Origin of the sequence: Leyella lascolaii (assembly GCF_900079775.1) — a bacterium.
Classification (GTDB): Bacteria; Bacteroidota; Bacteroidia; order Bacteroidales; family Bacteroidaceae; genus Prevotella; species Prevotella lascolaii.
In genome coordinates this window covers 188,736-213,502 of the sequence record NZ_LT556035.1, presented here as the reverse complement: position 1 = coordinate 213,502, position 24,767 = coordinate 188,736, and the positions used below count along the sequence as shown (strand labels likewise).

Sequence of the window (24,767 nt, the reverse complement as noted above, 5' to 3'; positions counted from 1 at the left end):
CGGATATCACAACAAACCGCATATGATACGGTGTTGTTCATACAGAACGCACGGATTCTGTTCTTTTCGTGAACAGTCGGGTGCTGTTTCCTCTGTCATAGATGAAATATACCGGCTCGGAAAAGACTGTTCCGGCATGCCATATGGGCTTTTTCACGCGCTCATAGAGCCTTTCCTGTGCGACGGAAGAGCCTTTTCTGTAGCGCGGAAAGTTGACTTTACTGATACTGTTCGTGTAATTCGCTGATATTCAGTGTGCTGTGCTGTTGCTTTAAAACCCGTGTATCGTTGCTTTAAAACTCGCGTATAAGCAGTCAGTCGGATGTGTGTCTGCTTCTGCACGATTCTCAGCCATTTGACGCTATACGTATATTCCTTTCCGTTCATACATATTGTGCGGAGCGGCTATTTTGTCTCCGCCACTTGAGAATCCTCTTTTTTATACGTTTTCTCAGGCGGATACCGTCTCTTTTAATGTGATAAACGCATGTTGTTTTTTCGAGAACATAACTGTGGCAAAGACAGTAAATCTTGGGTGAAACGCGCAAATGCAGCTTTTCTGATTGGTTTCTTATCCATAAGCGGAGTCTTTTTTTAAGAATAATGCCAATGTTTTTCATATGTATAATTGCGTTTATCTCGATTTTTTTCACTAATCTTGCAATACTATTATAAATGATATGTATTTCTGATTAAAATTATGTTCCAGCAGAAAACAGGCTGCACTCGGCAATCAGCGAGCAAGCTCCCATTGCGCTCGCTGGCACTGTTTTTTTACTAAAAGAGCATAACAACGCGTAAATAAGTATTTATATATGATGACATTATTAGAAGCAATATACGCGCGCCACAGCGTGCGACGTTACATCAGCAGACCATTGGAGCGTGAGGCCGTTGACTGTCTGCGGGCTAAGATAGACGAGTGCAACAGTAAGGGCAACCTCCACATACAGCTTGTGCTCAATGAGAGGAAAGGGTTCAGCGGCATGTTGGCTTACGGTTCGTTCTCGGGTGTAGAGAATTATATTGTAATGGCGGGACGCAGGGCAGACGATTTGGATGAGCGTGTTGGCTATTACGGTGAGCAGATTGTGCTGCTGGCTCAGCAGCTTGGACTTGGTACATGCTGGGCTGGTCTGTCATACAGGAAGGTGAAAGGAGCTTACGCTCTGGATTCCGAAGAGAAGGTGGCATGCATGATTTCGCTCGGTTATCCTGACGATGCGGGCAGGAAACATAAATGCAAAAGCGTGGAGGATGTAAGCAACGCGGGTGTTTCCACGCCCGAATGGTTTGAGCAAGGAGTGCGCGCGGCACTGAAGGCTCCTACGGCTGTGAATCAGCAGAAGTTCTACATTGAATATGCGGGAGTGAAAGACGGCAGGCATTGTGTATGTGCCAGACGCCTTTTTTCTATGGTGGGCTATACCAGTATGGATTTGGGTATTGTGAAACTGCATTTCGAAATAGGGGCAGGTAAGGATAATTTTGAGTGGGTGTGACGACATCGCACTGTCGTTCTTGTCCATAGGTTATAAGTTATCATTGTTTTATTTTCGTCTTTTCAGTGTTTCAATTGTTAACGTTTTAAAATACGTCCCGTTTATCGTTAAATAACGATAAATATCCTCAGTATTTTCAACAAAAAGCCCGGGATTGTTTTTATACATATATATGTCGTTTTTTATTTACTAAATTACTAATATGAAAAGGGCTTTACATACTTTATTACTATTTGGTGTCCCGTTATTGTTATCAGCCTCTTATGTTCCTGTAGGATTAAAAGGGTATAATGCGGACATTGTACTGACACCGTACGAGGACGGCAATGACTCGTTTCTTGATGACGGATGGTGTTTTTATTCCGATAATAGGACTGCGAGGGGAGGTCTGCCGGAAAAAATCAGGGGACTGTTTTCTGATGTGCCGTATAGGTTTAATGACTTCAATGATAAGTGCGCGTTTTGCCTGTCATCGATAGTAAACGACCAGACAGCGTTGAAATATGGAAGAAGCATAACCATAGATTTCAACGAGCCGCAATCTGCAAGAAGTTTGTGGATTCTCGGCACCTCCGGTGTCGGAAACGCCGAGCTCTCAGTTACAGTAAACTATTCTGATGGGACGTCTGACGACACACAGCGTCTGACGATAAGCAATTGTGAGACTGCGGACTGCAACGGCACGGCTTTCTGGCAATTGGGAAGAATAGACAAATCGGGAAACATCGACCAAAATTACAACCACGCTTTGTACGAGAATTCGGTATCTGTCACTGGCACGGATAAGGCAGTGTCGTCCATTACAGCAGAATTGCTGAGCGAAGATGCGTCGGTTGCGATAATGGCTGTTACCGCAAGTGACGAGCCCGTACCCGCAGAAGTGGCTGACAGGAAGTTGTTCTTCATATCAAACTCACATCTGGACACGCAATGGAACTGGACCGTTAAGGAGACGATAGGCGAGTATATAAAGAATACGCTGGAGCAGACTTTCGATCGGTTTGAGGACAAGGCGTCGCCCAATTTCGAGTTCAATTTTGAGGGAGCCATAAAATACATGTGGGCAAAGGAATATTATCCTGACAGTTATGACCGTCTGAAGGAATATATAAAGAACGGCAAGTGGCATGTGGCTGGAGGCTCTGTCGATGCCAATGATGTAAACATCGGGTCGGCAGAGTCGCTGATAAGGAATTTCCTGTATGGACAGACTTTCTTCCGCAACGAGTTCGGAGTGAGAGGAGGACGCGACATAATGCTTCCTGACTGTTTCGGTTTCCCGTGGTCTCTGCCTACGGTCGCGTCGCACTGCGGCATGAAGTATTTCCATAGCCAGAAGCTTTCATGGAACTCGGCTTACGCATACAATAAACTGCCGCGGTTCGCAAGATGGATAGGAACCGACGGCTCAGAATTGCTTTCTGTGCTGAAACTTAATCCTTATGACGCGCATGAGGAGTTCAGAAAGGATATGTCTTATGACACACAGATGCAGAATGAGGTTTCTGACAACATTGACTCTTACGGCATTCCTGCGACTATAAAATATGTAGGTCCGAGGAGCGACAGGGGAGGAGGGCTTGACAAAGAGACTGCCGACTGGCTGTCAAAAAGTGTGGACAGTGACGGTCCGTTAAGTGTCTCGCTCGGTTCGACAACTGAAATGCTCGACCAGATCTTTCATATGGGATATGACAAGATTCCCACGATAGAACACGGATTGCCCATGAGGGCTCATGGAGTGGGAGGATATACGTCGCGCACCATGTTGAAATATTGGATGCGAAAGGGTGAGCTGCTTGCCGACGCGACGGAAAAGGCTTCGGTCATGGCTGACTGGCTCGGCACGTTGCCTTATCAGAAGAAAACCATAGACGACGCCTGGGTGCGTCTATTATGGCATCAGTTTCATGACGACATCCCGGGAACGTGCATAAACCAGGCATACAAATACTCTGTAAACGACCAGGTGCTTAACCAGCTTGACTTCTCACGTACGCTTAACAATGCGGTTGGCGGTGTCGCCTCATGTCTGAACACGAGCTGGTGTGAGAATACGCCGTTGGTGGTTTACAACCCGCTTTCGCAGGACCGCACTGATATTGTTGAGGCTACGATGTCTGTAGCCGATGACGTTTCGTGTCTGAAAGTCACAGATTCGGAAGGAAACACCGTACCGTCGCAGATATTGGAGAACGGAAACGGGACTGTAAGGTTCATTTTCCTGGCTACCGTTCCTTCGCTCGGGTATGCCACATACAATGTCGCACCGTCCGTATCTGACAGTGAGCCGGAAACCGGTCTTGTGATAAACGAGAAAGGAATGGAGAACGACCGGTACAGACTTTCAATTGACAGCAACGGAGACGTAAGTTCTATCATTGACAAGAAACTCGGTAACAAGGAACTCCTGTCGGCTCCGATACGCCTCGCTATGCTGTACGACGAATCATTGTCGTGGCCATCATGGGAGATACATGGTGACCAGTTGCAGAAAGCTCCAAGGGAATATGTAGACAATGAAGGCATCAATGTTGAGGTGGCGGAAAACGGACCGTTGCGTGTGAGTCTGAAAATCACACGGACGAAAAACGGTTCCACATTCTGCCAGTACATACGTCTTTCGTCCGCAGGAAGCAATAACAGGATTGATTTTGTGAATGAGGTGGACTGGCAGACACGCGAACGGTTGCTGAAAGCCACATTCCCGCTTACCGCGTCCAATCCGTTGGCAACATATGACTTGAGCATAGGCGCTGATGTGAACAGTAACAGTACCTCATACAGTACGGATGCAAACAACACTGACGCACATTGCGAATTCCTCGGACACAGATGGGCTGATGTGACGGATGAGGACGGGACGTTCGGTGTATCGATTCTCAACGACTGCAAATACGGATGGGACAAGCAGAAGGATAATGAGATAAGACTGACGCTAATACACACTCCTAAAGTGGGCAGCAACTATACATACCAGGGACGTCAGGATTTGGGGCTTAACAAGTTTACGTATTCGTTCTTCTCACATTCCGGCAAATGGAGCGCGGACACGCAGTGGGAGGCTGACAAACTTAACCAGCCTATGCTTGTCTATCAGACAACACGGCATGACGGAGCGTTGGGCAAGGAGTTTTGCTTTGCCAGCGTAAACAACGGGAATGTGGCGGTGAAGGCACTCAAAAAGGCGGAACAGTCAGACAAGACCATCATCAGGTTTTACGAACTTACGAATGAAGGTCAGGATGTGGAGGTGGAATTCGCGTCCGACATCCTTTCGGCAGAAGAGGTGAACGGTGTGGAGGAACATCTTGGAAATGCGGATTTCTCTGGTAAGAAACTCAGATTCCATATAGACAGATTCCACCCCAAGACATTTGCCTTGCAGTTTGCGGGCAACTCTGTCGCTTCAGGGCAGAGCAGTTCTCCGTCGTCTGTCGCTGTGGAAATGGCATATAACATAGACGTAATGAGTACGAACAGTGATAGGGCTGACGCCGATACTGAATATGCATATCCCGCGGAGCTTATTGAGGACAACATAACGGCTGACGGCATAACGTTCTGTATGGGAAGCAGGGATGACGGTCAGAAGAATGCGGTAAGGTGCGACGGACAGTCCATAGAGCTCCCGTCGTTGCCAAACGGCAGGAAACTGTATGTTCTCGCATCGTCGTTGAACAAGGACGGAAGTATGGCGGACTTTCTCGTCGACGGCAAAAAACATACGCTGAGAATAGAAAGCAACAGCGGAAATGTAGGAGTATGGAGCAACAGCAGTGACATAAAAAAGGAATACAGATTGGAAAACACGGCATTCACTGCCACTCACTCTCATGTCACCGGTGAAAACAGAGACGGTATATACGAGTTCTTATATATGTATAAGTATGTTATCAATGTCGACGCCGGGTGCAAGACGCTCACCCTTCCGACCGATTCTGACATTATCATATATGCCATAACATTGTCTGATAATGTAAATGATGACACACGTCCGTTGTCAGAGGTTATAAAGGTTCTGAATCATACGGATACTGAAGATACATATAAAGAGGTGGAACACGCGGATCCTGTGATTACGCCAGTTGCCATAAAAGCATCTTCATATACAAACAACTCCGAGAGACCTGAGATGGCTGCTGACGGTGATGAATATACAAAATGGTGTGACAACAGTTCACAGGTGAAATGGATAGAATACAGGTTTGATGCTCCGAAGGCTGTCACAGGATGGCGCGTTATGAATGCCGGAATGGAGTCTGAAGATTACATCACGTCTGAATATTACTTGCAGAGATATGTGAATAACGGATGGGTTGATGTTGAAGGTGTGTCCGAAAACATTACAAACACCACCGACATAGTGCTTGACCGTCCTTTCGTCACGACAGCAGTGAGACTTCGGATTGTATCTGCTGAACAGAATAAAGGCGGAGCAGCCAGAATATACGAATTCAGTGTGTACGGTCATGAACCCACAGAAGAGGATGAGAGTCTCACGCAAATAATCAGCAGGCGTCCGACTTATGGCTACGGAAAGCAGGTTGCGGGAATATATGGGTCGAGTGGAATGGTGAATGAGTCTGAGTCACCGTACAATATACTTGACTCGGACCGTACAACAAAATGGTGTTATAACGGCAGCACCTCCAAGCCGTATGTCATTGTTGAACTTACTGATATATATAATGTGGACCGTTTCGATATTTATGATTCGAGGACAATGGAGGATTTTGATAACTCCGATGAATATTCGATATCTGTAAGTATGGACGGAAGTGTGTTCACAACTGTGGGATATGAGAGCGGTGTCGCGTCTGAGTCTTGCCATACGTGTATATTGCCGGAACCGGTCAGTGCAAAGTATGTCAAGCTGGAGATTGGCAAAGGAGGCGGCAACGCTGTGAGAGTGTATGGATTCGACATATGGGGAATATTGGCGGAAAAGGACGAATCTCATAATGCCCGGATTCCCGTAAGTCGCAAAAAGACTATTCTCGGTTCGTATAACATCAAAAACTTCAAGGAAACTGCGCTTAATCTGATTGACGGAATAAAGGACAATACCGCACTGACGTGGAATTTCAATAATAACGGCGCGTCTAATCCGACAAATTGGATGGTGCTTGATCTCGAAAAAACATATAACATCAGAAGGTTCGTTATTTATGATTCGCGGACATATGGTGTGACTGACAACATAAGTGGATATCGCATTTATGTGTCTGATGAGGCTCCTACGGATGATGAAATGGCAACTTTCCATAAAACAACGGGCGGAGCGAAATGGACAAAAGTCACGGCTGTAACATCTGACGACAGCAATATTAAAACGTATGAGCCTGACGTTCCTGTCACGGCACGTTATGTTAAGCTTGAGATTCCTTATTCATGCGTGACCGACTCCGCACAGCTATACGAGTTCGAGGTTTATGGCGAGCCCGTCTCTACAGGGATTTCAGATGTCAATGAGGATGATGGCATTAGTGTCTATCCGAATGTGGTTGACCGTGGCGACGACATAAATGTTATTGCTCCTTCAGGTTCCACTTATATGATATGCAATCTTGGAGGCAGCGTAGTCGGTCGTGGAAATACGGATAACGGGCGAATCTCAACATCTGCTATGCCGTCAGGGATATATATTATAACAGTAAAATCGGAGGCTGAAAACAAATGTGAGAAGATTGTCGTGAGATGACTTCGGTCGCATAATCCAATTTTTACAAGTATATGTTCTGAATTGATTGCCGTCAGATGGTGCGCTGTCCGGACTGCGCATTCAAAAGTCAGAAGAGGAAATGAAACTGGTTGTACGAACGATGAGACTTTTGAATGCTGCCGGAAAGGCAATGCAAGCGAGGGTAAGGACAACTTCCCATCGCTTTGCGGAGCGCAACCGGCTTTATCCAAAAAGCGTTCGGGATGATGACATCGGCACAGATGGCATATGAGTGATTTTATTGTATAGTTTATTTTGAATATCCGCTTATATTATATTATTGGTGTCCGTAAATGCAGACGGACACCAATAATTGTTTCCGGAGGCTGCGTTAAAATATACAAAAAAGTCCGTATCTCCTTTTTTTTATATACTTTTGTAGGTATATGGTGCACGCTTGCATTTTAGTTATAAACTAAGTATATTTTCCTGTTATAATTTTCAGTTGGTAATAAATGAAAAGATTGTCTCTATTCATCATTATATATACAGTGCCATTTGTCGCTGTGTTTTCACAGATACGTCGGAATTCAGTCTATCAGACTTATATAGATTTGTATAAGGATCTTGCTATTGAAGAGATGGTCCGGCATAAAATACCTGCCAGTATAACGCTTGCGCAAGGACTGCTTGAAAGCGCAGCCGGGCGTAGTGAGCTTGCGCGTAAGGGCAACAACCATTTTGGCATAAAGTGTCATGGCTGGACCGGGCGTCGGGTATATTACGATGATGATGAGAGAAACGAGTGTTTCAGAGCCTATGACAATGTGTCTCAAAGTTTTGAGGACCATAGTATGTTCTTGTCAAAACAGAACCGTTACTCCAGATTGTTCAGACTTTCAATGACCGATTATAAGGGATGGGCGCGTGGATTAAAGGCATGCGGATATGCCACAAATCCAAGATATGCTGACAAGTTGATAGAAATTATCGAACTGTATGAGCTGTATAAGTTTGATAACAAGAAGCATTATGACAAGTTTATCTCAAAACACAGAGCGGAAAGCGATGTATCTGAACGGTTGCATCCTATATACAAATATAATAAGAATTATTATGTTATAGCCCGTGCCGGCGACACGTTCAAATCAATCGGTAAAGAGATAAATATTTCATACAAGAAAATCGCAAAGTATAATGAGCGTGATCGGGATGACAAACTTGTACCCGGAGAGGTCATATTTTTGAAAGAGAAACAGAAAAGGGCGGACAAAGCCTTTAAAAACCGTTTCCATATAGTCAAGGCAGGAGAAAGTATGTATTCTATTTCACAGTACTATGGCATCAGGCTTAAATATCTGTACAAGAAAAATAATCTTACAGATGATTATGAGATTAAGGTAGGCGACAAATTGCTTGTCTATTGATTTTAATACAACCTTGCCATTGTCTGATACTTGAACGGCGTGTCTGGCGGATTGATGGAGACGGTTCTGTGGGGTGTCGGATAATCAGACATGGATTGTCTGTGCCTGTAACTGGTGACCGGTGAAACTTTTTCTTATAAAAATAATGCCAATGCTTCATACAGGCATGGAGTTTGCTATATGGTAATAGAATTGACAGTTAAATTGACAAAAAGGAGGATTGATTATGGCATTCATTGATTATTATAAAATATTGGGTGTCGATAAAAATATTGATCAAAAGGATGTGAGAGAGGCTTACCGTAAAAGGGCAAAGCAATTTCATCCTGATTTGCACCCTAATGACCCTAAGGCAAAGGCAAAGTTCCAAGCTCTTAATGAAGCCTATGATGTGATAGGAGATCCGGAAAAGAGGAAGAAATACGATCAGTATGGAGAGAAATGGAAGGAGGCGGATGCCTTTAACAGAAGTGGAGGCGATAGTGGAAAAGGTGGGTTCTATTGGGATAATGATGTGAATTCGCCTTTCGGAGACTTCAACTTCAGCTCTTTCGGTAACGGACAGAGGTTCTCCGACTTTTTCCAGGACCTTTTCGGACAGGGCTCACGTACAAGAAGGACTTCAAAAAGTACGCAGCATTCTGGAGAGATGAACGCAACTGTTAATATTGACCTTTATACCGCGCTTTTGGGTGGAGAGGTCATAATACAGCTCGGTAACGGAGATAAGGTTAAGTTGAAGGTTAAACCCGAGACTCAGAATAACACGAAAGTGCGTCTAAGGGGAAAAGGATATAGTAGGGGAGACGGCTCTTTTGGAGACCTTATCATTACATATAATGTCGTTTTACCACAAAATCTCAGCGAACATCAAAAGGATCTTATAAAACAGATGCGTGACAACCGGATATAAGCCAATGACCGGTCTCCGATGTAATATATGACTTACAATATTCATTTCATAACAGCTGGTATTAGCTAAAAGGCTTTTACAGGTTTGTAATTACCGGATACCGGTAAACTGTTGAAAGGCATCTTGGCTGACGCCATAAGTGTAAATGGATGTTAAATAGTGTAATATTTACAATTATGTTTTGCTTTTAAATGGAAATAAATTACTTTTGCAGAAAAATAAAATATGTTTGAAAAAGAGGCATACAACAGATTGGTGCGGAATGGAGTCAAGCCTTCTGTACAGCGTATGGCGATAATGCAGTATCTGCTGGATCACAGAACGCATCCTACGGTGGAAGATGTCTACAAGGATTTGTACCAGAAAATTCCTACACTGAGTCGCACTACGGTGTATAATACATTGCGTTTGTTGTCAGAAAACAATGCGGCTCAGATGATAACCATAGACGAGCACCGGGTATGTTATGACGGTGAGACAAAGCCTCACGTCCATTTCTACTGCAAGAAGTGTAAGTCTATCATGGATTTGGAATCTCAGGATATGGCTGAATTCAAGGCAGAAACTTGTGGACATCGGGTCGACAGCGTTCAGGTGTATTATAAAGGCGTATGTTCCGAATGTTTGAGAAAAGAAGACAATGATTGATTACAATAACATTAACAGAATTTAAAAAGCAGTATTAATTATGAAGAAAAAATTTGTTTGTACGGTTTGTGGATATATCCATGAAGGTACTGAGGCTCCTGAAGTTTGTCCGTTATGCAAGGCTCCAAAATCAAAATTCAAGGAGTTGGATGAGTCTGACAAGGCTGAATTCGCAACAGTTCACACATTAGGAGCAGCCCGTAAGGAAGACGCCAACGAGGAAATGATAAAGGATTTGAACAATCATTTCAACGGAGAATGCTGTGAGGTGGGCATGTATCTGGCTATGAGCCGTCAGGCTGACAGGGAAGGTTATCCTGAGATAGCTGAAGCGTTCAAGCGTTACGCATTTGAGGAGGCTGAGCACGCAAGTAAATTCGCAGAGTTGTTGGGCGATGTTCTGAAAGACACAAAGAGCAATCTTGAGGCTCGTATAGCAGCTGAGCGTGGAGCATGCGAAGACAAGTTCCGCATTGCCAAGAATGCTAAAGCAGCCGGAATGGATGCAACTCATGACACAGTACATGAGATGGCAAAGGACGAAGCACGCCACTGCGCCGGATTCATGGGACTGTATAAGAGATATTTCGAGAAATAAATATTTGTCAGATTTATTACTGTCCGCAAATAAATCTTTTCAAGTGAAATAATAATGGCTGGTTTCCGGTAATGGAAATCAGCCTTTTTTATGGGTCAGTAGAAATTTAGTGGGGATAAATTTGTAAGAAAATCGAAAAGTCCTTTACTTTGCAGTATGGAAAAAGATTATTTGAATATGTTGGCCGGTATCGTACTGCCCACACAGATATTGGATTACTTTTCGATAGTTGGCATTGAGCAAACCACCGGAGAGATACACATNGGGTCAGTAGAAATTTAGTGGGGATAAATTTGTAAGAAAATCGAAAAGTCCTTTACTTTGCAGTATGGAAAAAGATTATTTGAATATGTTGGCCGGTATCGTACTGCCCACACAGATATTGGATTACTTTTCGATAGTTGGCATTGAGCAAACCACCGGAGAGATACACATCAGCCTGGACGAGAAGATGAATCCGGAACTAGGCAATGACGCGCACTTTGAGTCCAAAGGTTTTATGGAAGCCGTCAGCGTGACGGATTTCCCGATACGGGACCATAAAGTAATTCTGAAAATCCGTCGCAGGCGGTGGACAGACACACGTACGGGCAAGAGTTTCAGCATTCCGATAGACCTTGACGTTGTGGCCAGGGGCACCCGTTACTCCAAGGAATTTGGAGCTTTTTTAAAAGAGACGTATGGAGACGTCCCCTGTGACCTGCCATACGCTTGAGGAGTTCTATCACATAGACGGGCATACGTTCGAGAAGCAATACAAGGAAGTGCTGAGCGGTTTCCGACAGTGGGAGCAGTTGGAACATGCGGATGAATGGCTGCTGTTTCCGGACAATATCGGCCCTTGTCTGGCCATCGACGAATCCTCGCTTTCCAATGGTGAGCTGTACACGTTTGTAACCAACCGTGAGGCTCGCACGCGGGAGCAATCCCTGGTCGCCGTCGTTGCGGGAACAAAAGCCGAGGACGTGATTGCCGTCCTGCAACGGATTGACGAAGAGCGTCGTAATGCCGTCGAGGAGGTTACGCTTGACTTGTCGGACTCCATGCGCAAGATTGTCCGGACGGCATTCCCCAAGGCCAGCCGTGTCATCGACCGCTTCCACATCCAGAGACTGGCTTGCGATGCCGTACAGGAGCTGCGCATCAAACACCGTTGGGATGCCATACAGCAGGCTAACGATGAAATGGAGGAAGCCCGACAAAACGGCAAGGAGTACATCCCGTACCGCTATCCCAATGGAGACACACGCAAGGAGCTGCTTATACGCTCCCGATACCTGTTGTTCAAGTCTGCCGACAAATGGACAGACAGACAAAAGCAGAGGGCTGCGATTCTGTTTGAAGAATACCCAGACATCAAGACGGCATACGGACTGTGCCATTCCCTACGGATGATCTTCGCCAAAAACACAATCAAGGATGCCGCACGCCTGTCCATGGCACGATGGTACAACAAAGTGGAGGAAGTAGGATTCCACTCATTTGATGTTATCGCAGCCACCTTCTATGAGCATTATGATGAAATCCTCAACTTCTACAACAACCGTTCATCAAATGCGCTCGCTGAATCATTCAACGCTAAAATCAAACTCTTCAGAGCGAATCTCAGGGGAGTTGTTGACAAGAAGTTTTTCTTATTCCGTATTGCTAAACTGTATGCCTATCCCCACTAAAAATCTACTGACCCNGAAGTAGGATTCCACTCATTTGATGTTATCGCAGCCACCTTCTATGAGCATTATGATGAAATCCTCAACTTCTACAACAACCGTTCATCAAATGCGCTCGCTGAATCATTCAACGCTAAAATCAAACTCTTCAGAGCGAATCTCAGGGGAGTTGTTGACAAGAAGTTTTTCTTATTCCGTATTGCTAAACTGTATGCCTATCCCCACTAAAAATCTACTGACCCTTTTTTATTGTTGCAAACGTACACCGATGGTTTTGTTTTCCACCATTATATCAATCCCATGTGTATAATTTGACATAAAAAAATATGCGACCATAAAATATTATGAGTCGCATATTATCTATTATTTTACATTTTCTTATGTTATGCTTCAGCCGGAGTTTCTTCCGTTGCAGCTTCAGCCTCAGCCTTTGCAGCTGCCTGAGCGGCTTTCTTCTCTGCCACTTTCTTTGCTATAGCCTCATTCACTTTCTTTTCTGCGTCAAGCTCTTTTGCTGCTGCGTCCTTCTTGCTCTGCTCCTCTTTCTGACGTATAGCATCGTTTGTCTTCTGTTTGTCAGCTTTCCAAGCTTCAAATTTTGCCTGTGCTGCAGCCTCGTCGAAAGCACCTTTCTTAACGCCGCCACGAAGGTGTTTCATAAGATACACTCCTTCTGACTTCAAGATATTGCGTACAGTGTCTGTCGGCTGTGCTCCAACCTCAACCCAATAAAGTGCGCGATCGAAATCCAAATCAACTGTAGCCGGATTGGTGTTAGGGTTGTAAGTACCAATTTTCTCAGTAAATCTACCATCACGTGGTGCTCTTGAATCAGCGATGACGATGCGGTAGAAAGCATAACTCTTGCGTCCGCCACGCTGCAATCTGATTTTTGTTGCCATTATAATTATTTTTATGTTTGTACTAATGCTATCAGCTCGTGATAGCGGCTGCAAATTTACACCATTTATATTTAACATTGCAGTATGCAATGCCAATTTTATAAATTATTAACTATACCGTTTCAAAAAGTGTTAGAATAAATAAAAAGAAAACAGTGCTCCTGTAAGCCGGGTTCTGTTCCGTTCGTAAAAACGGCATCTGTCATTTATCTAGTCCATAAGTCGCCTCATGGATCAAGCGTTCTACCCTCCGTCGCCAAAATAACTTTGTCAGACGGGCAATCTTCAAACGACGGTATACGCGAACTTGCAGTTTCCAGGAGGCACAGCCCGATAGTCACCCATCGGCTGGTAGTCTCTTACACTACCTTCTCACCCTTGCCTTATGATAATTAATCATCTGTCAGGCGGTTATTTTCTTCTGCCTTACCCTGCTGTTGCCAACAGCTTCTATTTTCAGAAGTGGAATGCCCTACACTGTCCGGACTTTCCTCCCGCATCGAGTTGATGCCGGCGACAGACCGGAGCACTGTTTTCATTCTGCAAAGTTAACAAATAAGTGTGTTATTATAAAAGAAAATGTCACAAAGTTTCATAGCCGATGTCATCGGAGTGGCTGTAAGCACTGTTTCGTGCGGGATTCCGTTCACTGTCATTTTTCTTGCGTGTCCCTCATCGGCAGGCTGCTCTTTCATCATTCACGTCGATAAGAAGCCCTCACCTTACAGTCTACGTTAGCTGAAAAAATCAGTCCGCATTGTCTGTTTAAAGACATTGCGGACTGTTCTTAGCTTCCATATGCCTGCAATAAAAGACCTATGGAAATAATTTTAGTACCTTATAATATATGATTAATTCCGAGGATGTAAAGCATCAGGTATCCTAACGACATACCAATCACACCTATTGTAAGTCCTATTTTTACCATTTCATTTTGTTTTACGAGTCCCGTTGAGTGGGCAATTGCATTAGGTGGAGTGCTTATCGGGAGTGACATTGCCATGGATGCTGCGATTGCAATACCTATAAGTACGGTTGGAGTTCCGCCAATACTGTCAAGAGACGGTCCCATACCTTTGCATACTACAGCCAGAATAGGTACAAGAAGAGCTGCCGTGGCTGTATTTGAAATGAAGTTGGATAAGATGTAGCATATCAGTCCCGATGTAATCAATATTGCGACAGCAGACCATGAACCGAACGGAATGCTTTTGATTACGTTTTCAGCTAAGCCGGACTCATTAAGTGCAAGTCCAAGAGCGAAACCTCCGGCAACCATCCAAATAACACTCCAGTTTATTTCCTGTAAGTCGCGTGCTTTCACTACTCCGGTGAATGCAAATATTGCAATAGGAACCATTGCTACCGTATTGGCTCCGACGCCCGTCCATCTGTCAAGAACCCACAGCAAGACTGTCAGGATAAAAGTAACGGCGACGACCGTCGTGCGCCAGTTGTGTTTCACTTCTCCTTCTATTTCCAGATGGATGGTTTTCTTTTTGAAAGGGAAGAATGTTTTCAGTAAGTACCATCCGATTACAAGAAGTATAAGTGCAAACGGCGTCATTACCATCATCCAGTCTCCGAAGCCTAATCCCATGTTAAGTCCGTTCGGGTCATTCAGATACTTTATTGCAATGGCGTTCGGAGGTGTTCCTATTATTGTTCCCATGCCACCGATATTTGCCGCCACAGGAATGGCAAGAGTCAGTGCTACACGTCCTTTGCCTTCAGGAGGAAGAGCTTTGAATACAGGAGTCAGAAATGTAAGCATCATTGCTGCTGTTGCAGTATTGCTGACAAACATGGAAAATATACCTGTTATGAGCACAAAGCCCAATAACACGTTTTCGCTCTTTGTGCCGAACGGTTTTAACAGTGTGCGTGCCAGCAAAACATCAAGTCCTGATTTTGTGGCGGCAATGGCAAGAATGAATCCGCCCAAGAACAGTATTATTATCGGGTCTGCAAACGTTGCCATAAGTGCTTTGTGATCCAATAATTCACTTTTGTCTATATCTGATATGAGAAACCTGAATGCGTTGTCTGATGTTGTCAAAAGGAGGATGCCTATTAATGAAACGGACGTCGCCCACGACGATATCGCCTCCGTTACCCACATAATGGTCGCGAATGCAAAGATTGCGATTATACGTCTTTGAATTACGGTCAGACCGTCAATGCCGAAGGCATCGAGCGGCATGTTCCATATTATTACCGTTACTATGACGGCGATTGCAAACAATATAGCTTTCTTGATTCTAAAGCTACCGTCAAGAGTGTACCTTTTTTCTACTGCCATGTTGTTGGTTTTTTAATTAGGTTTAAAAATATATTTATAGACTACACAAAGGTATACAAAAAAGCCATTATAAAAAATTTTTTTCACCTTATTTTTGATATTGTCATATTATAATGCCTTATTGCCTCGCAAACAGTATAAACAAAAGCATTTCATGCCACTCAGGCAGTAAGAATGAAAGGAAGTATGTAAAATGAAAGCAGGAAGAAAACCTCTATCGTTCCCTTCCTGCTTTCATTGACATTTTATTTTATATCTGTTGATTGTCTCCTTACTCTATTTAAACAGTTGCCTGTTTCTTTTTTCTGATATATTTCACTATAAGATATATTATTACCGCCGCAATGAATATGGAGACAGTTACCCATGAAATGACATTACCGTATTCATTTATCTTCTCGTTCAGCTGCTCTTCCGGAACTATTGCATGAAGATACCATCCTAAAGTTGCGAGCACGCAGTTCCAGCAGCCTGCTCCTATTGTAGTGTACAATAAGAATTTCCAGAAGTTCATCTTTGCCAGTCCGGCAGGAAGTGAAATCAGCTGTCTTATCACGGGAAGCATGCGCCCGGTAAGTGTCGCCACCGCACCGTGGTCGGCAAAATATTTTTCGCTCCTCTCCATTTTCTCCTTACTGAGCATGCAAAGTTTTCCCCATCTGCTTTCTACAAATCGGTATATTATAGGACGTCCCAGATAATAAGCCAGGACATAGTTCGCAATGGCTCCCAAGTCTGCTCCAATGGTTGCAAACAAGATGACGAGAACAATATTCAATTCACCTGCGGCGGCGTGATATGCGGCTGGTGCGACAACGATTTCTGAAGGAAAAGGAATAAAGGTACTTTCTATAAACATTAGAAAAAGAATCGCACCGTAATTGAGATTGTCCAATAGTGTGGAGATAATGTTCATTTTCTTCTTTCATTTAAGTTTGTTATACATATAATTATAATACTCGTTTACATCAAGTTCTTTTGGGAACAGAAAGCCAAGTACATTACGTGCCTCGTCCGCCTCCTCGTCGCATGCTTTCTTAAGGTTTTCAAGAAACTCCTTCTTTTTGTCCAGCTGATGGCAGCAAAGCGCAAGATAAGATAATCCCTTCTTATCCGTATCGGCTCTGAAAGACGGTGCCGCCTTGAACATTTTGTATGCTATGTTTATATATCCACAGTCAAATGCGGACATTGCAATGTAAAGAAAGATTCTTCTTGAGAAGTCCGAGCCATGTATTGCGGCACGGAAGCAAGCCTGAGCCTCAGGCAGACAGTCATGCTCAAGATATATGTGTCCGCGTAGAACTTTTGTCTCATTCTTGTCGGAAAAAGGATTGTTCTCGGCTTTCTTTACATATTCCAGAGCTTCTTCCTTTTTCCCTATGGAAGAAAGAGTGAGCGCAAGTTCCTGAAATATTTCTATTATGTCAGACTCATTATTCCCGATTTTGCTCTCCGCCTGTCTGTATGCGGCTATGGCTTCCTCGGGGCGTGCGAGATTTATGAGTGTATTTCCCTGAAGGATGTACCCGCTGTGGTTCTCCGGACAAAGATGTGTGAATCGTCTGTAATATTCAAGTGCCTCGTCGTATTTGCCCAACCTGAAAAGCGCATTCGCTTTATTCAGCAGAGCCTCATCGTCATCAGGATTTATAGCTATGGCATATTCGCTGCTCGTTATTGAGTCGTCTATCTTTTCGTGCATCATCTGCGCTGAGGCAAGCCTGTTCCACAAATGGTTGGAATAAGGGTCCTCATTCAGCATGTTTTCAAAAATGAGCTCGCTCGTATCGTAATTGCCTTGCCCTAAGGCAATGCGTCCTTTCAGTTCTTTATAGTCCGGCAGATCCTCATCGTCAGACATTTCCATCCATTTCTCAGCCAGATCGTATTTCTCATAGTCTACAAATATTGTAGCCACATCGAGTATGAAGTCGGCTATGTCGTCCTCGTCCACATGTGTCATGCGTTCCCTCAGGTAGTTGTCTGCCTGTGAAGCCCTGCCGTCAACAATCATTATCTCGGCAATAAGATAGAAATAGTCAAGGTCGCTTTTGTCACATACCATATCGGCATACTTCTCTGCGAGTGCGCAGTCATGTTCCTCAAGCAATGCTATTCTGGCACGGAATATGACAGGCATTGTTGAGTTCGGGAAGAGTTTTATGGCATATTCCACAGCTTCGATAGCCTGAGAGATATTGCCTTTCTCATAATAGAACTCGGCAATATCTGTCAGTTCCTCAGGTTCCATATATATGTCTTCATTTACGAGTCTGGCTTCCTCGTATTTCTTTATGATGTTTCTGAAGCTTATGCTGTCAAAGTCCTTTTCGCCGTATGCCATCATTTGTTCTGTTTGGCCCAGGTGTCTTTTAGTCCTACAGTCTTGTTGAACACTGGTGTGTCTGCTGTAGATTCAGGGTCAGCCATGAAATATCCGATGCGCTGGAACTGGAGATACTCTCCCGGCTTGCGCTCGGCAGCATAGTTCTCAACGAAACAGTTTGCGTTGATTTTCATGCTCTCAGGATTAAGCAGTTCTCTGAAGTCACGCTCGTCAGCCGATGGGTTCTCCACGCTGAACAGTCTGTCGTATATGCGTACGGTAGCTTTCTTGCAATGGTCGGCAGACACCCAATGCAGAGTGCCTTTCACTTTGCGGTTTGCCCCTTCGCGTCCGCTTTTCGATTCCGGGTCATATTCTGCCTGTATCTCGACGATATTGCCGTCTGCATCCTTTGTGCATCCGGTGCATTTTACGATGTATGCGTTTTTGAGTCTTACTTCCTTGCCCGGTGACATTCTGAAGAATTTCTTCGGAGCGTCCTCCATGAAGTCGTCGCGTTCTATCCACAGATGCTTCGAGAAAGTGATGCTGTGTGTGCCGTCTGCCTCATTTTCCGGATTGTTTATGGCAGTCATTTCCTCTGTCATGCCGTCCGGATAATTGGTTATGACGAGTTTTACGGGATTGACCACAGCCGAAACCCTTATCGCGCGTCTGTTGAGGTCTTCACGTACGGCAGCCTCAAGCAGCGCCATGTCGTTCAGGGCGTCAAACTTTGTGTATCCTATGGAGTCGATGAACTTGCGTATGCTCTCCGGAGAATATCCCCTGCGTCTCATTCCGCACAGAGTGGGCATGCGCGGATCGTCCCATCCGCTCACCTTCTTCTCGTTGACCAGAGCGAGCAGCTTGCGCTTGCTCATCACTGTATAGGTAAGGTTCAGACGGTTGAACTCAATCTGTCTTGGTCTGAAATCGTTGATATTTTCAGTCTCACCGTTCATTTCTTTCAGAAAATCTATGAACTTGTCATAGAGCGGGCGGTGCGGCACGAATTCCAGTGTACAGATGGAGTGGGTTACACCTTCAAAATAGTCGCTTTGTCCGTGTGCGAAATCATACATCGGATATGCATGCCATTTTGTTCCCGTACGGTGGTGCGGCGTATGTATTATGCGATACATTATCGGGTCGCGGAAGTGCATGTTCGGGTTAGCCATGTCGAGTTTTGCCCTTAACACCATGCTTCCCTCGTCAGCCTCGGGTGTGTTCATTTTCTCAAACAGAGCCAGACTCTCCTCTATCGGGCGGTCTCTGTAGGGTGACGGTCTGCCCGGTGTGGTAGGCGTGCCTTTCTGTTCGGCAATCTGTTCGGATGTCTGCTCGTCTATATATGCATGACCGTTCTTTATCATCCATACGGCAAATTCCCACAGCTTGTCAAAATAGTCTGAGGCGTAGAAAATCTTTCCCCATTTGAATCCGAGCCATGTTATGTCGTTGAGAATGTTTTCCACGTATTCGTTGTTCTCCTTTGTAGGGTTTGTGTCGTCGAAACGCAGGTTACATACCCCGTTATATTTTTCGGCTACTCCGAAATCCATGCAGATGGCTTTCGCGTGTCCTATATGCAGGTATCCGTTCGGTTCCGGCGGGAAACGTGTCTGTATTCGTCTTGCGTTTTTGCCTTCTGCAAGGTCGTTTTCTACAATCTGTTCAACAAAGCTTATGTTTTTTTTCTCCAGAGATGTATCTTTCTCTTTGATTGTCATATTCTTCTCTTCTATTGATTATGCTGCAAAATTAAGAAAAAAATCAGTTATAAGCAGTTATGTAAAATAAATTTTGCCGACGGGAAATAATGTACTGACAATTTTTAACAAATAGTATGCTTGAAGATTGATATATGTCAGTAATGTGATGACATTGAAATTGTGGTCCGTCAGTCGTTGAAATGCATCATGATAAAGAATATTTGTGTAAAAAAAGCTAATAAAATGAAAAAATATGCTTTATGACACGTGGTCGATTTTAACCTTATCTAAAATTATGTTACCTTTGTTTCGTTATCCTGAATACAATCTTTTTACCTTAAGAGAAAGGCTAATACCTATTGAAATAAATGCAGGCTCCTGTGAAGAAGTCTGCATTTTTAATTTTATGGCATGCTGTCGCCTTTTCGTCGGCAAAGCGTCTTTCAGCGATTGTCAGTTTATTTTATCCCCCTTTTGTTCAGAGCCTGTGCATATCTTCGTGCGTTGGCCATATGTTCTTCATATGTGCGTGCAAAGTTGTGAGTGCCGCTGAAGTCCTCTTTGGCGCACATGTACAGATAGTCGTGCTGTGTGCGGTTGAGCACAGCCTCTATGCCCGCTACCGACGGTATTCTTATAGGTCCGGGCGGGAGTCCGGTGCGCCGGTAAGTGTTATATGGGCTGTCAATGTTCAGCAGTTTGTTGTATATCCTGCGCAGGTCAAATCTTTTCCACGCGAATTTGATGGTAGGGTCTGCCTGTAGCGGCATTCCTTCCGGATATTCGCTGTTGCGCAGTCTCAGTCTGTTGCAGTACATGCCGGCAACCATGGGCTTTTCCCCGTCGTTGGCTGTTTCCTCGTCCACTATGCTTGCAAGTGTCATTACCTCTATGGGGTCCATTCCTATGTTTTTCGCCCTTTCCATGCGTTCCTCGTCCCAGAATCTGTCGTACTCCTTCTTCATTCTTTTCAGAAGGTTTCCGGCACTCGTGTTCCAGTATATGTCGTAGGTGTTGGGTATGAACATGCATATCACCGTTGTCGTGTCGAATCCCAGTTCTTCGCATGTCTTTTCGTCTTTAAGAGCCTTGCATATCGATGCGCTGTCTGTCATAAGCTTCTCCGACAGGATGGCTGACAGTCTTTCTACCGTCCTTACCGACGGTATGGTGAGGTTGACCGGTGTCTGCATGCCGTTCTTCAGACGTCTGAATATCACTGCCGCACCCTCACCCGGCTCTACGGCATAGCGTCCGGTACGTATGTTTGCTGCATAGCTGCTGTTTCGGGCAAGCAGTCTGAATGCGGAGATGGCATGAGGCTTTGCCACTTTCTCCAGTTTCACTGTCACCGAGTCCAGGTCGTCGTCAGCGTCGATGTAGACATATTCGGCAGTGTCCTTGGCGGACATGGACGAGAAGAAATAATAATATGTGATTCCACATATTATAAGTATGCATATTGCCGCAATAACAAGAATGTTCCTTCTGGATTTCATCGCTGTTTATTTTTGGTGCAAAGGTAATGTATTTTTGTTCTAAATACAAAATTAATCTGCTTAAAAACATGTGTGTAAAATGCATCCTTTTGACATTATATGTCAACAGACTGTCCGGTATGTGTTCTTTGCGGTTTTGTGCCTGGAGAAAGTCTGTAGGCACGCGGCATGTGTTCTTTCTGCCGGATGGTTGTGATGCGGACGACTGTTGTATACTGTTTTTTTCATAATCGGGCGTTCAAAATCAACCGATATTGTAAAATTCTCGGATGTTATCTATATCTTTGCCGGCAGATTGCGTACTTTTTTAATAATGCAAGCTGCGCTCGGCAAAATGTGAGCAAGCTCCCTTTGCCCTCGCTGGCATTGCCTTTGAATAAGTCAAGCTGCGCTCGGCAAAACGTGAGCAAGCTCCCTTTGCCCTCGCTGGCATTGCCTTTAAATAATGCAAGCTGCGCTCGGCAAAATGTGAGCAAGCTCCCTTTGCCCTCGCTGGCATTGCCTTTAAATAATGCAAGCTGCGCCCGGCAAACTGAGCGCAAGCTCTTGCTGCGGCTTGAAAGCCGCGATGATGACATAAAACGTAAATAAGATGAGACTGACATATATATTCCATAGCGGTTTCGCAGTAGAGACACGCAGCTGCATATTGGTATTCGACTATTGGATGGATCCTGCCTCTGCCATGCCTGCCCTGCTTGCGTCAGGCAAGCCTTTGTATGTCTTCGCAAGCCATTTTCATGAGGATCATTTCACTCGTGAGATATTCTCGTGGAGAAAGGGTGGGGCTGATGTCAGATACATCCTTTCAAAGGACATACTCAGACGACACAGGGCATCCATCGGAGATGCCGATGTTTGGCTTGCGAAGGGCGGGGCATGGCGCGACCGCAACCTCAGTGTCGCGGCTGCCGGAAGCAATGACAGCGGTGTGTCGTGGATTGTTGAGACGGAGGGCAGGCGTATTTTCCATGCCGGAGACCTCAACAACTGGTATGCGCGTTTCCTCACTGAGAACGGCGGCGGCATAAAGCCGGAGTGCGCTGACATGTGTCAGGGGGTTGATCCGGTGAGAGAAGAGCGGCTGTTTCTGGGTGAGCTGAAGGATATAAGAAAGATTGCGGACCGTTTCGACGTTGTTATGTTTCCGGTGGACGGGCGTATAGGCAACGGATATACGCGAGGCGGCAGACAGTTCATTGAACGGTTCGGGGTGGGGCTTTTTGTGCCTATGCATTTTGTGGCAAGCGGCTTCGAGTCAGCATGGCGCATGAAGGAATTCACCGATGAGCGCGGAGTGGATTTCTGGAAGATAGGCAGAGAGGGCGAATGTTTGGATATAGAGTGAGAGTTGTCTGCCTGGTGGCGGTGCGCTGTACGGGTAAAAGCTGTGCCAGACGGGTGTGTGCGTAACAACATCATCATGCTGCATAAATATGCATAAATGTGTGTTGCGTGCCGCATGAATATCTGTTCCAACCTCAGAATAAGACGGTTTTTCAGCGCGAAGTGATTCCCTGATGGAAATACGCGGATTTTCAGACGTTTGCGCATGTGTCTGTCGGTCAGCGTTTTAGCTGTTTTGTCCTTCACAAACGGTTGTCTCTGTCTGCCAGGAAAGGCTTTTCCGTATTGCCGAAAAGGCTTTCCGGTGGCACGATAAGGTGTCTTTCATATGTCCGGACGGTGCTTTCCGTATTGTGAAACAGGCTTTTCCGCACTCCGGAATGTAAAGTACGGACATGCTGTTGTGTGAAAGTGGGACTGTATGTCCGTTTTTTATGTCTGTTTGTCACCTTTATACCGGCTTGCTGTTTTCTGTTTCGCAAATTTCAGTTGTCAAAATTTTTTACCTCGGAAATGAATATATATGCGGTTTTGTGTATGAAAAAAGGAAACCGTAAATCTTATTTGCAATCTGAATCGGACACCATACGTCATTCGTATTCCGTGCTGATGCCGGTCTGATTGTTTTCCGCCTTTGTTGGGGATGTGGGTGCCTGCACCTGGTAGAAGCGGAATACAGGTTGACGGCGGCAGTGCGGAAGACAGTCGGTCACGGTCTGTACGTCTCTTGCCTTCTCGTCATAAAGTATGCATATAAAGTGTTTTACACCTATATATACATGTCATTCATCCTTTTCCTGATATCCGTCATCATTTCCTCCTGTATGTCTTCCGGCAGGCAGGCAAGTCTGTTCACGCATCCCAGCATCGCGGCTCCGCCAAAGTGAAGGGACTTCAGGTAGTCTGTCCTGTCTGGTGTGACGCCGCCGAGAGCTACCACCTTGTTGTCTATGATGCCTCTGGCGGAAGCGTCTTTCAGGGTGTTGTCGTTAAAGGCTGATGCATATCCGTGTTTGGATATGCTGTCGAATATGGGGCTCAGAAAAACATAGTCGCAGGCATGCTTGTATTTCACTACATCTTCAAGTGAGTGGCACGACCTGCTTATGTGTCCGTGATAGCCTTCCGGTATGTGACTGCAACGTGAGTTCAGGTGTATTCCGTGCAGACCGTATTGCCCGGAAAGCTCAAAGAAGTCATGTGTTATTATGTGTCTCAAGTCCTCTCCGTGCATCCTGTCGAGCAGTCTTGAGCAGTCGTCTTTTGTGGCTCCGGGTTTACGAAGGTGTATATAATCCGCCCCGCATGCTATCAGCCGGTGCAGAAACCCAGCCTCGCCGCTGAAGAAAGAGGGGGAGGTGACAACAATCCAAAGCATCTGATGTATTGTGAAAATGATTTTACGTAAAAACTCCGGACACCGGCATGTGCTGCCGGAGCCGGAGTACAGTCCGTCTTATTTCAGTTTTTTGATAATGAGCTCAGCCACTTTCTTTCCTGACATGAGCATTCCCCCGAATATCGGTCCCATGCGCGGAGTGCCGCTGACGGCTGAGGCAGCCATGCCGCAGACATAAAGTCCGGGATATATCTCTTTTGTCCCGTTTACGACTTCCTGCTCTCCGGCTACAACGTCAAGAGAGCGTTCGCCTATGACATCGCCCGTGTCGGTGGCAAGCCTGATTCCGTTCTTGCGCGCTACTGTCTTGCACATCTCGCTGTCGTGCCCCGTTCCGTCTATCACGCATTTCGCCATGATGTTCAGAGGATCTACGTGCAGCCCCTCGCGAAGCACCGGAGTCCAGTTCACCACAACACCGCTGACAACATTGTTCTTGAACACTACATCCTCCACCGAATAGCAGTTGAATATTGTCGCGCCGGCGTGCACCGCTTTGTAGAGCAGCGCAGAGGTGCTTTCTACAGAATCCATTACGTACAGTCCGTCACCATACGGTCTGTGGTTTATCTCAAACTCCTTCACTATGTCTATCGCCTCTTGCTGCACTACAATCTGGTTGAACATCATGGCTCCTCCCCACATTCCGCCGCCTGGCGACAGTTTGCGGTCGAACTGCGCCACCTTCAGCCCCGCCTTTGCGAGATAATAGGCGGCGACAATGCCTGAAGGACCTCCGCCGACAATGGCGACATCGATGTCGAGATTTCTCTCCAATTTCTCAAAATAGGTATTTATGATACCATGTGAAACGTTTTTTTCTATCATTTCTGTCTGTATTTTGTTTATGT

Annotated in this window: 17 protein-coding genes, 1 other RNA gene and 1 pseudogene; 10 read left to right on the top strand and 9 right to left on the bottom strand. The window is 45.2% G+C overall.

The genetic code is table 11. The features are described 5' to 3' along the window. Positions 1-815 precede the first annotated feature (815 nt). The 9 genes and pseudogenes from BN4609_RS02050 to BN4609_RS15545 all read left to right on the top strand — a co-directional run. A complete protein-coding gene (locus BN4609_RS02050) occupies positions 816-1,502 on the top strand; it encodes a nitroreductase family protein (protein WP_241033170.1) in 687 nt (228 codons plus the stop codon). A gap of 202 nt (positions 1,503-1,704) precedes the next feature. Then, positions 1,705-7,206: a beta-sandwich domain-containing protein gene (locus tag BN4609_RS02045; RefSeq protein WP_084791322.1), complete on the top strand. Its 5,502-nt coding sequence runs from the start codon at positions 1,705-1,707 to the stop codon at positions 7,204-7,206. Between the two features lie 476 nt (positions 7,207-7,682). Continuing rightward, positions 7,683-8,594, top strand: coding sequence for a glucosaminidase domain-containing protein (locus tag BN4609_RS02040; protein WP_068855115.1), 912 nt, complete (start codon positions 7,683-7,685; stop codon positions 8,592-8,594). Positions 8,595-8,820: 226 nt separating this feature from the next. After that, positions 8,821-9,507: a DnaJ domain-containing protein gene (locus BN4609_RS02035; protein ID WP_021994256.1), complete on the top strand. Its 687-nt coding sequence runs from the start codon at positions 8,821-8,823 to the stop codon at positions 9,505-9,507. A 225-nt stretch (positions 9,508-9,732) separates the two neighbouring features. Continuing rightward, entirely contained in the window at positions 9,733-10,155 is a 423-nt protein-coding gene (locus tag BN4609_RS02030; RefSeq protein WP_068855114.1) for a Fur family transcriptional regulator, read from the top strand. A gap of 40 nt (positions 10,156-10,195) precedes the next feature. After that, the gene (locus BN4609_RS02025) at positions 10,196-10,753 is read left to right on the top strand and encodes an NADH peroxidase (RefSeq protein ID WP_021994254.1); all 558 of its coding nucleotides are present in this window, start codon (positions 10,196-10,198) and stop codon (positions 10,751-10,753) included. Between the two features lie 328 nt (positions 10,754-11,081). Further along, the gene (locus BN4609_RS02020; protein WP_068855113.1) at positions 11,082-11,468 is read left to right on the top strand and encodes an ISAon1 family transposase N-terminal region protein; all 387 of its coding nucleotides are present in this window, start codon (positions 11,082-11,084) and stop codon (positions 11,466-11,468) included. Continuing rightward, positions 11,434-12,426, top strand: a complete 993-nt coding sequence (locus BN4609_RS02015; protein WP_206196530.1) for an ISAon1 family transposase — start codon at positions 11,434-11,436, stop codon at positions 12,424-12,426. Before BN4609_RS02020 ends, BN4609_RS02015 begins: the two co-directional genes overlap by 35 nt. Before the next feature lie 15 nt (positions 12,427-12,441). Continuing rightward, a pseudogene (locus BN4609_RS15545) lies at positions 12,442-12,651 on the top strand (transposase); the annotation flags it as partial. A gap of 155 nt (positions 12,652-12,806) precedes the next feature. On the opposite strand, the gene BN4609_RS02010 reads toward BN4609_RS15545, so the two are convergent. The 7 genes from BN4609_RS02010 to mltG all read right to left on the bottom strand — a co-directional run bounded on the left by BN4609_RS02010 (position 12,807) and on the right by mltG (position 21,170). Continuing rightward, a complete protein-coding gene (locus BN4609_RS02010; RefSeq protein WP_021994253.1) occupies positions 12,807-13,325 on the bottom strand; it encodes a 30S ribosomal protein S16 in 519 nt (172 codons plus the stop codon). 148 nt (positions 13,326-13,473) lie between these two features. After that, positions 13,474-13,858, bottom strand: an RNA gene (rnpB, locus tag BN4609_RS02005) — RNase P RNA component class A. Between the two features lie 305 nt (positions 13,859-14,163). Beyond that, complete coding sequence (locus BN4609_RS02000; RefSeq protein WP_068855112.1) at positions 14,164-15,627, bottom strand: SLC13 family permease; 1,464 nt, start codon at positions 15,625-15,627, stop codon at positions 14,164-14,166. A gap of 280 nt (positions 15,628-15,907) precedes the next feature. After that, complete coding sequence (locus BN4609_RS01995; protein WP_021994251.1) at positions 15,908-16,543, bottom strand: DedA family protein; 636 nt, start codon at positions 16,541-16,543, stop codon at positions 15,908-15,910. A gap of 9 nt (positions 16,544-16,552) precedes the next feature. After that, positions 16,553-17,977 (bottom strand): tetratricopeptide repeat protein, encoded by a 1,425-nt coding sequence (locus tag BN4609_RS01990; protein WP_084791321.1) that lies wholly within the window; start codon positions 17,975-17,977, stop codon positions 16,553-16,555. Continuing rightward, positions 17,974-19,689 carry a glutamine--tRNA ligase/YqeY domain fusion protein gene (locus BN4609_RS01985; protein WP_068855111.1) on the bottom strand — a complete coding sequence of 572 codons (1,716 nt, stop codon included), beginning with the start codon at positions 19,687-19,689 and terminating at the stop codon, positions 17,974-17,976. Before BN4609_RS01985 ends, BN4609_RS01990 begins: the two co-directional genes overlap by 4 nt. A 440-nt stretch (positions 19,690-20,129) precedes the next feature. Next, entirely contained in the window at positions 20,130-21,170 is a 1,041-nt protein-coding gene (mltG, locus tag BN4609_RS01980; protein WP_068855110.1) for an endolytic transglycosylase MltG, read from the bottom strand. A gap of 592 nt (positions 21,171-21,762) precedes the next feature. Here mltG and BN4609_RS01975 point away from each other — a divergent pair. Next, positions 21,763-22,518, top strand: coding sequence for an MBL fold metallo-hydrolase (locus BN4609_RS01975; RefSeq protein WP_021994246.1), 756 nt, complete (start codon positions 21,763-21,765; stop codon positions 22,516-22,518). Between the two features lie 768 nt (positions 22,519-23,286). Here BN4609_RS01975 and BN4609_RS01965 read toward each other — a convergent pair. Continuing rightward, a complete protein-coding gene (locus BN4609_RS01965) occupies positions 23,287-23,895 on the bottom strand; it encodes a thiamine phosphate synthase (RefSeq protein WP_068855108.1) in 609 nt (202 codons plus the stop codon). A 78-nt stretch (positions 23,896-23,973) separates the two neighbouring features. Then, positions 23,974-24,744 (bottom strand): sulfide-dependent adenosine diphosphate thiazole synthase, encoded by a 771-nt coding sequence (locus tag BN4609_RS01960; RefSeq protein WP_021994243.1) that lies wholly within the window; start codon positions 24,742-24,744, stop codon positions 23,974-23,976. Between the last annotated feature and the right edge of the window lie 23 nt (positions 24,745-24,767).

Excerpts from the sequence above, each read along its gene's own strand:
- BN4609_RS02050 (WP_241033170.1), top strand. The coding sequence starts at position 816 with ATGATGACATTATTAGAAGCAATATACGCGCGCCACAGCGTGCGACGT.
- BN4609_RS02045 (WP_084791322.1), top strand. The coding sequence starts at position 1,705 with ATGAAAAGGGCTTTACATACTTTATTACTATTTGGTGTCCCGTTATTG.
- BN4609_RS02040 (WP_068855115.1), top strand. The coding sequence starts at position 7,683 with ATGAAAAGATTGTCTCTATTCATCATTATATATACAGTGCCATTTGTC.
- BN4609_RS02035 (WP_021994256.1), top strand. The coding sequence starts at position 8,821 with ATGGCATTCATTGATTATTATAAAATATTGGGTGTCGATAAAAATATT.
- BN4609_RS02030 (WP_068855114.1), top strand. The coding sequence starts at position 9,733 with ATGTTTGAAAAAGAGGCATACAACAGATTGGTGCGGAATGGAGTCAAG.
- BN4609_RS02025 (WP_021994254.1), top strand. The coding sequence starts at position 10,196 with ATGAAGAAAAAATTTGTTTGTACGGTTTGTGGATATATCCATGAAGGT.
- BN4609_RS02020 (WP_068855113.1), top strand. The coding sequence starts at position 11,082 with ATGGAAAAAGATTATTTGAATATGTTGGCCGGTATCGTACTGCCCACA.
- BN4609_RS02015 (WP_206196530.1), top strand. The coding sequence starts at position 11,434 with ATGGAGACGTCCCCTGTGACCTGCCATACGCTTGAGGAGTTCTATCAC.
- BN4609_RS02010 (WP_021994253.1), bottom strand. The coding sequence starts at position 13,325 with ATGGCAACAAAAATCAGATTGCAGCGTGGCGGACGCAAGAGTTATGCT.
- BN4609_RS02000 (WP_068855112.1), bottom strand. The coding sequence starts at position 15,627 with ATGGCAGTAGAAAAAAGGTACACTCTTGACGGTAGCTTTAGAATCAAG.
- BN4609_RS01995 (WP_021994251.1), bottom strand. The coding sequence starts at position 16,543 with ATGAACATTATCTCCACACTATTGGACAATCTCAATTACGGTGCGATT.
- BN4609_RS01990 (WP_084791321.1), bottom strand. The coding sequence starts at position 17,977 with ATGATGGCATACGGCGAAAAGGACTTTGACAGCATAAGCTTCAGAAAC.
- BN4609_RS01985 (WP_068855111.1), bottom strand. The coding sequence starts at position 19,689 with ATGACAATCAAAGAGAAAGATACATCTCTGGAGAAAAAAAACATAAGC.
- mltG (WP_068855110.1), bottom strand. The coding sequence starts at position 21,170 with ATGAAATCCAGAAGGAACATTCTTGTTATTGCGGCAATATGCATACTT.
- BN4609_RS01975 (WP_021994246.1), top strand. The coding sequence starts at position 21,763 with ATGAGACTGACATATATATTCCATAGCGGTTTCGCAGTAGAGACACGC.
- BN4609_RS01965 (WP_068855108.1), bottom strand. The coding sequence starts at position 23,895 with ATGCTTTGGATTGTTGTCACCTCCCCCTCTTTCTTCAGCGGCGAGGCT.
- BN4609_RS01960 (WP_021994243.1), bottom strand. The coding sequence starts at position 24,744 with ATGATAGAAAAAAACGTTTCACATGGTATCATAAATACCTATTTTGAG.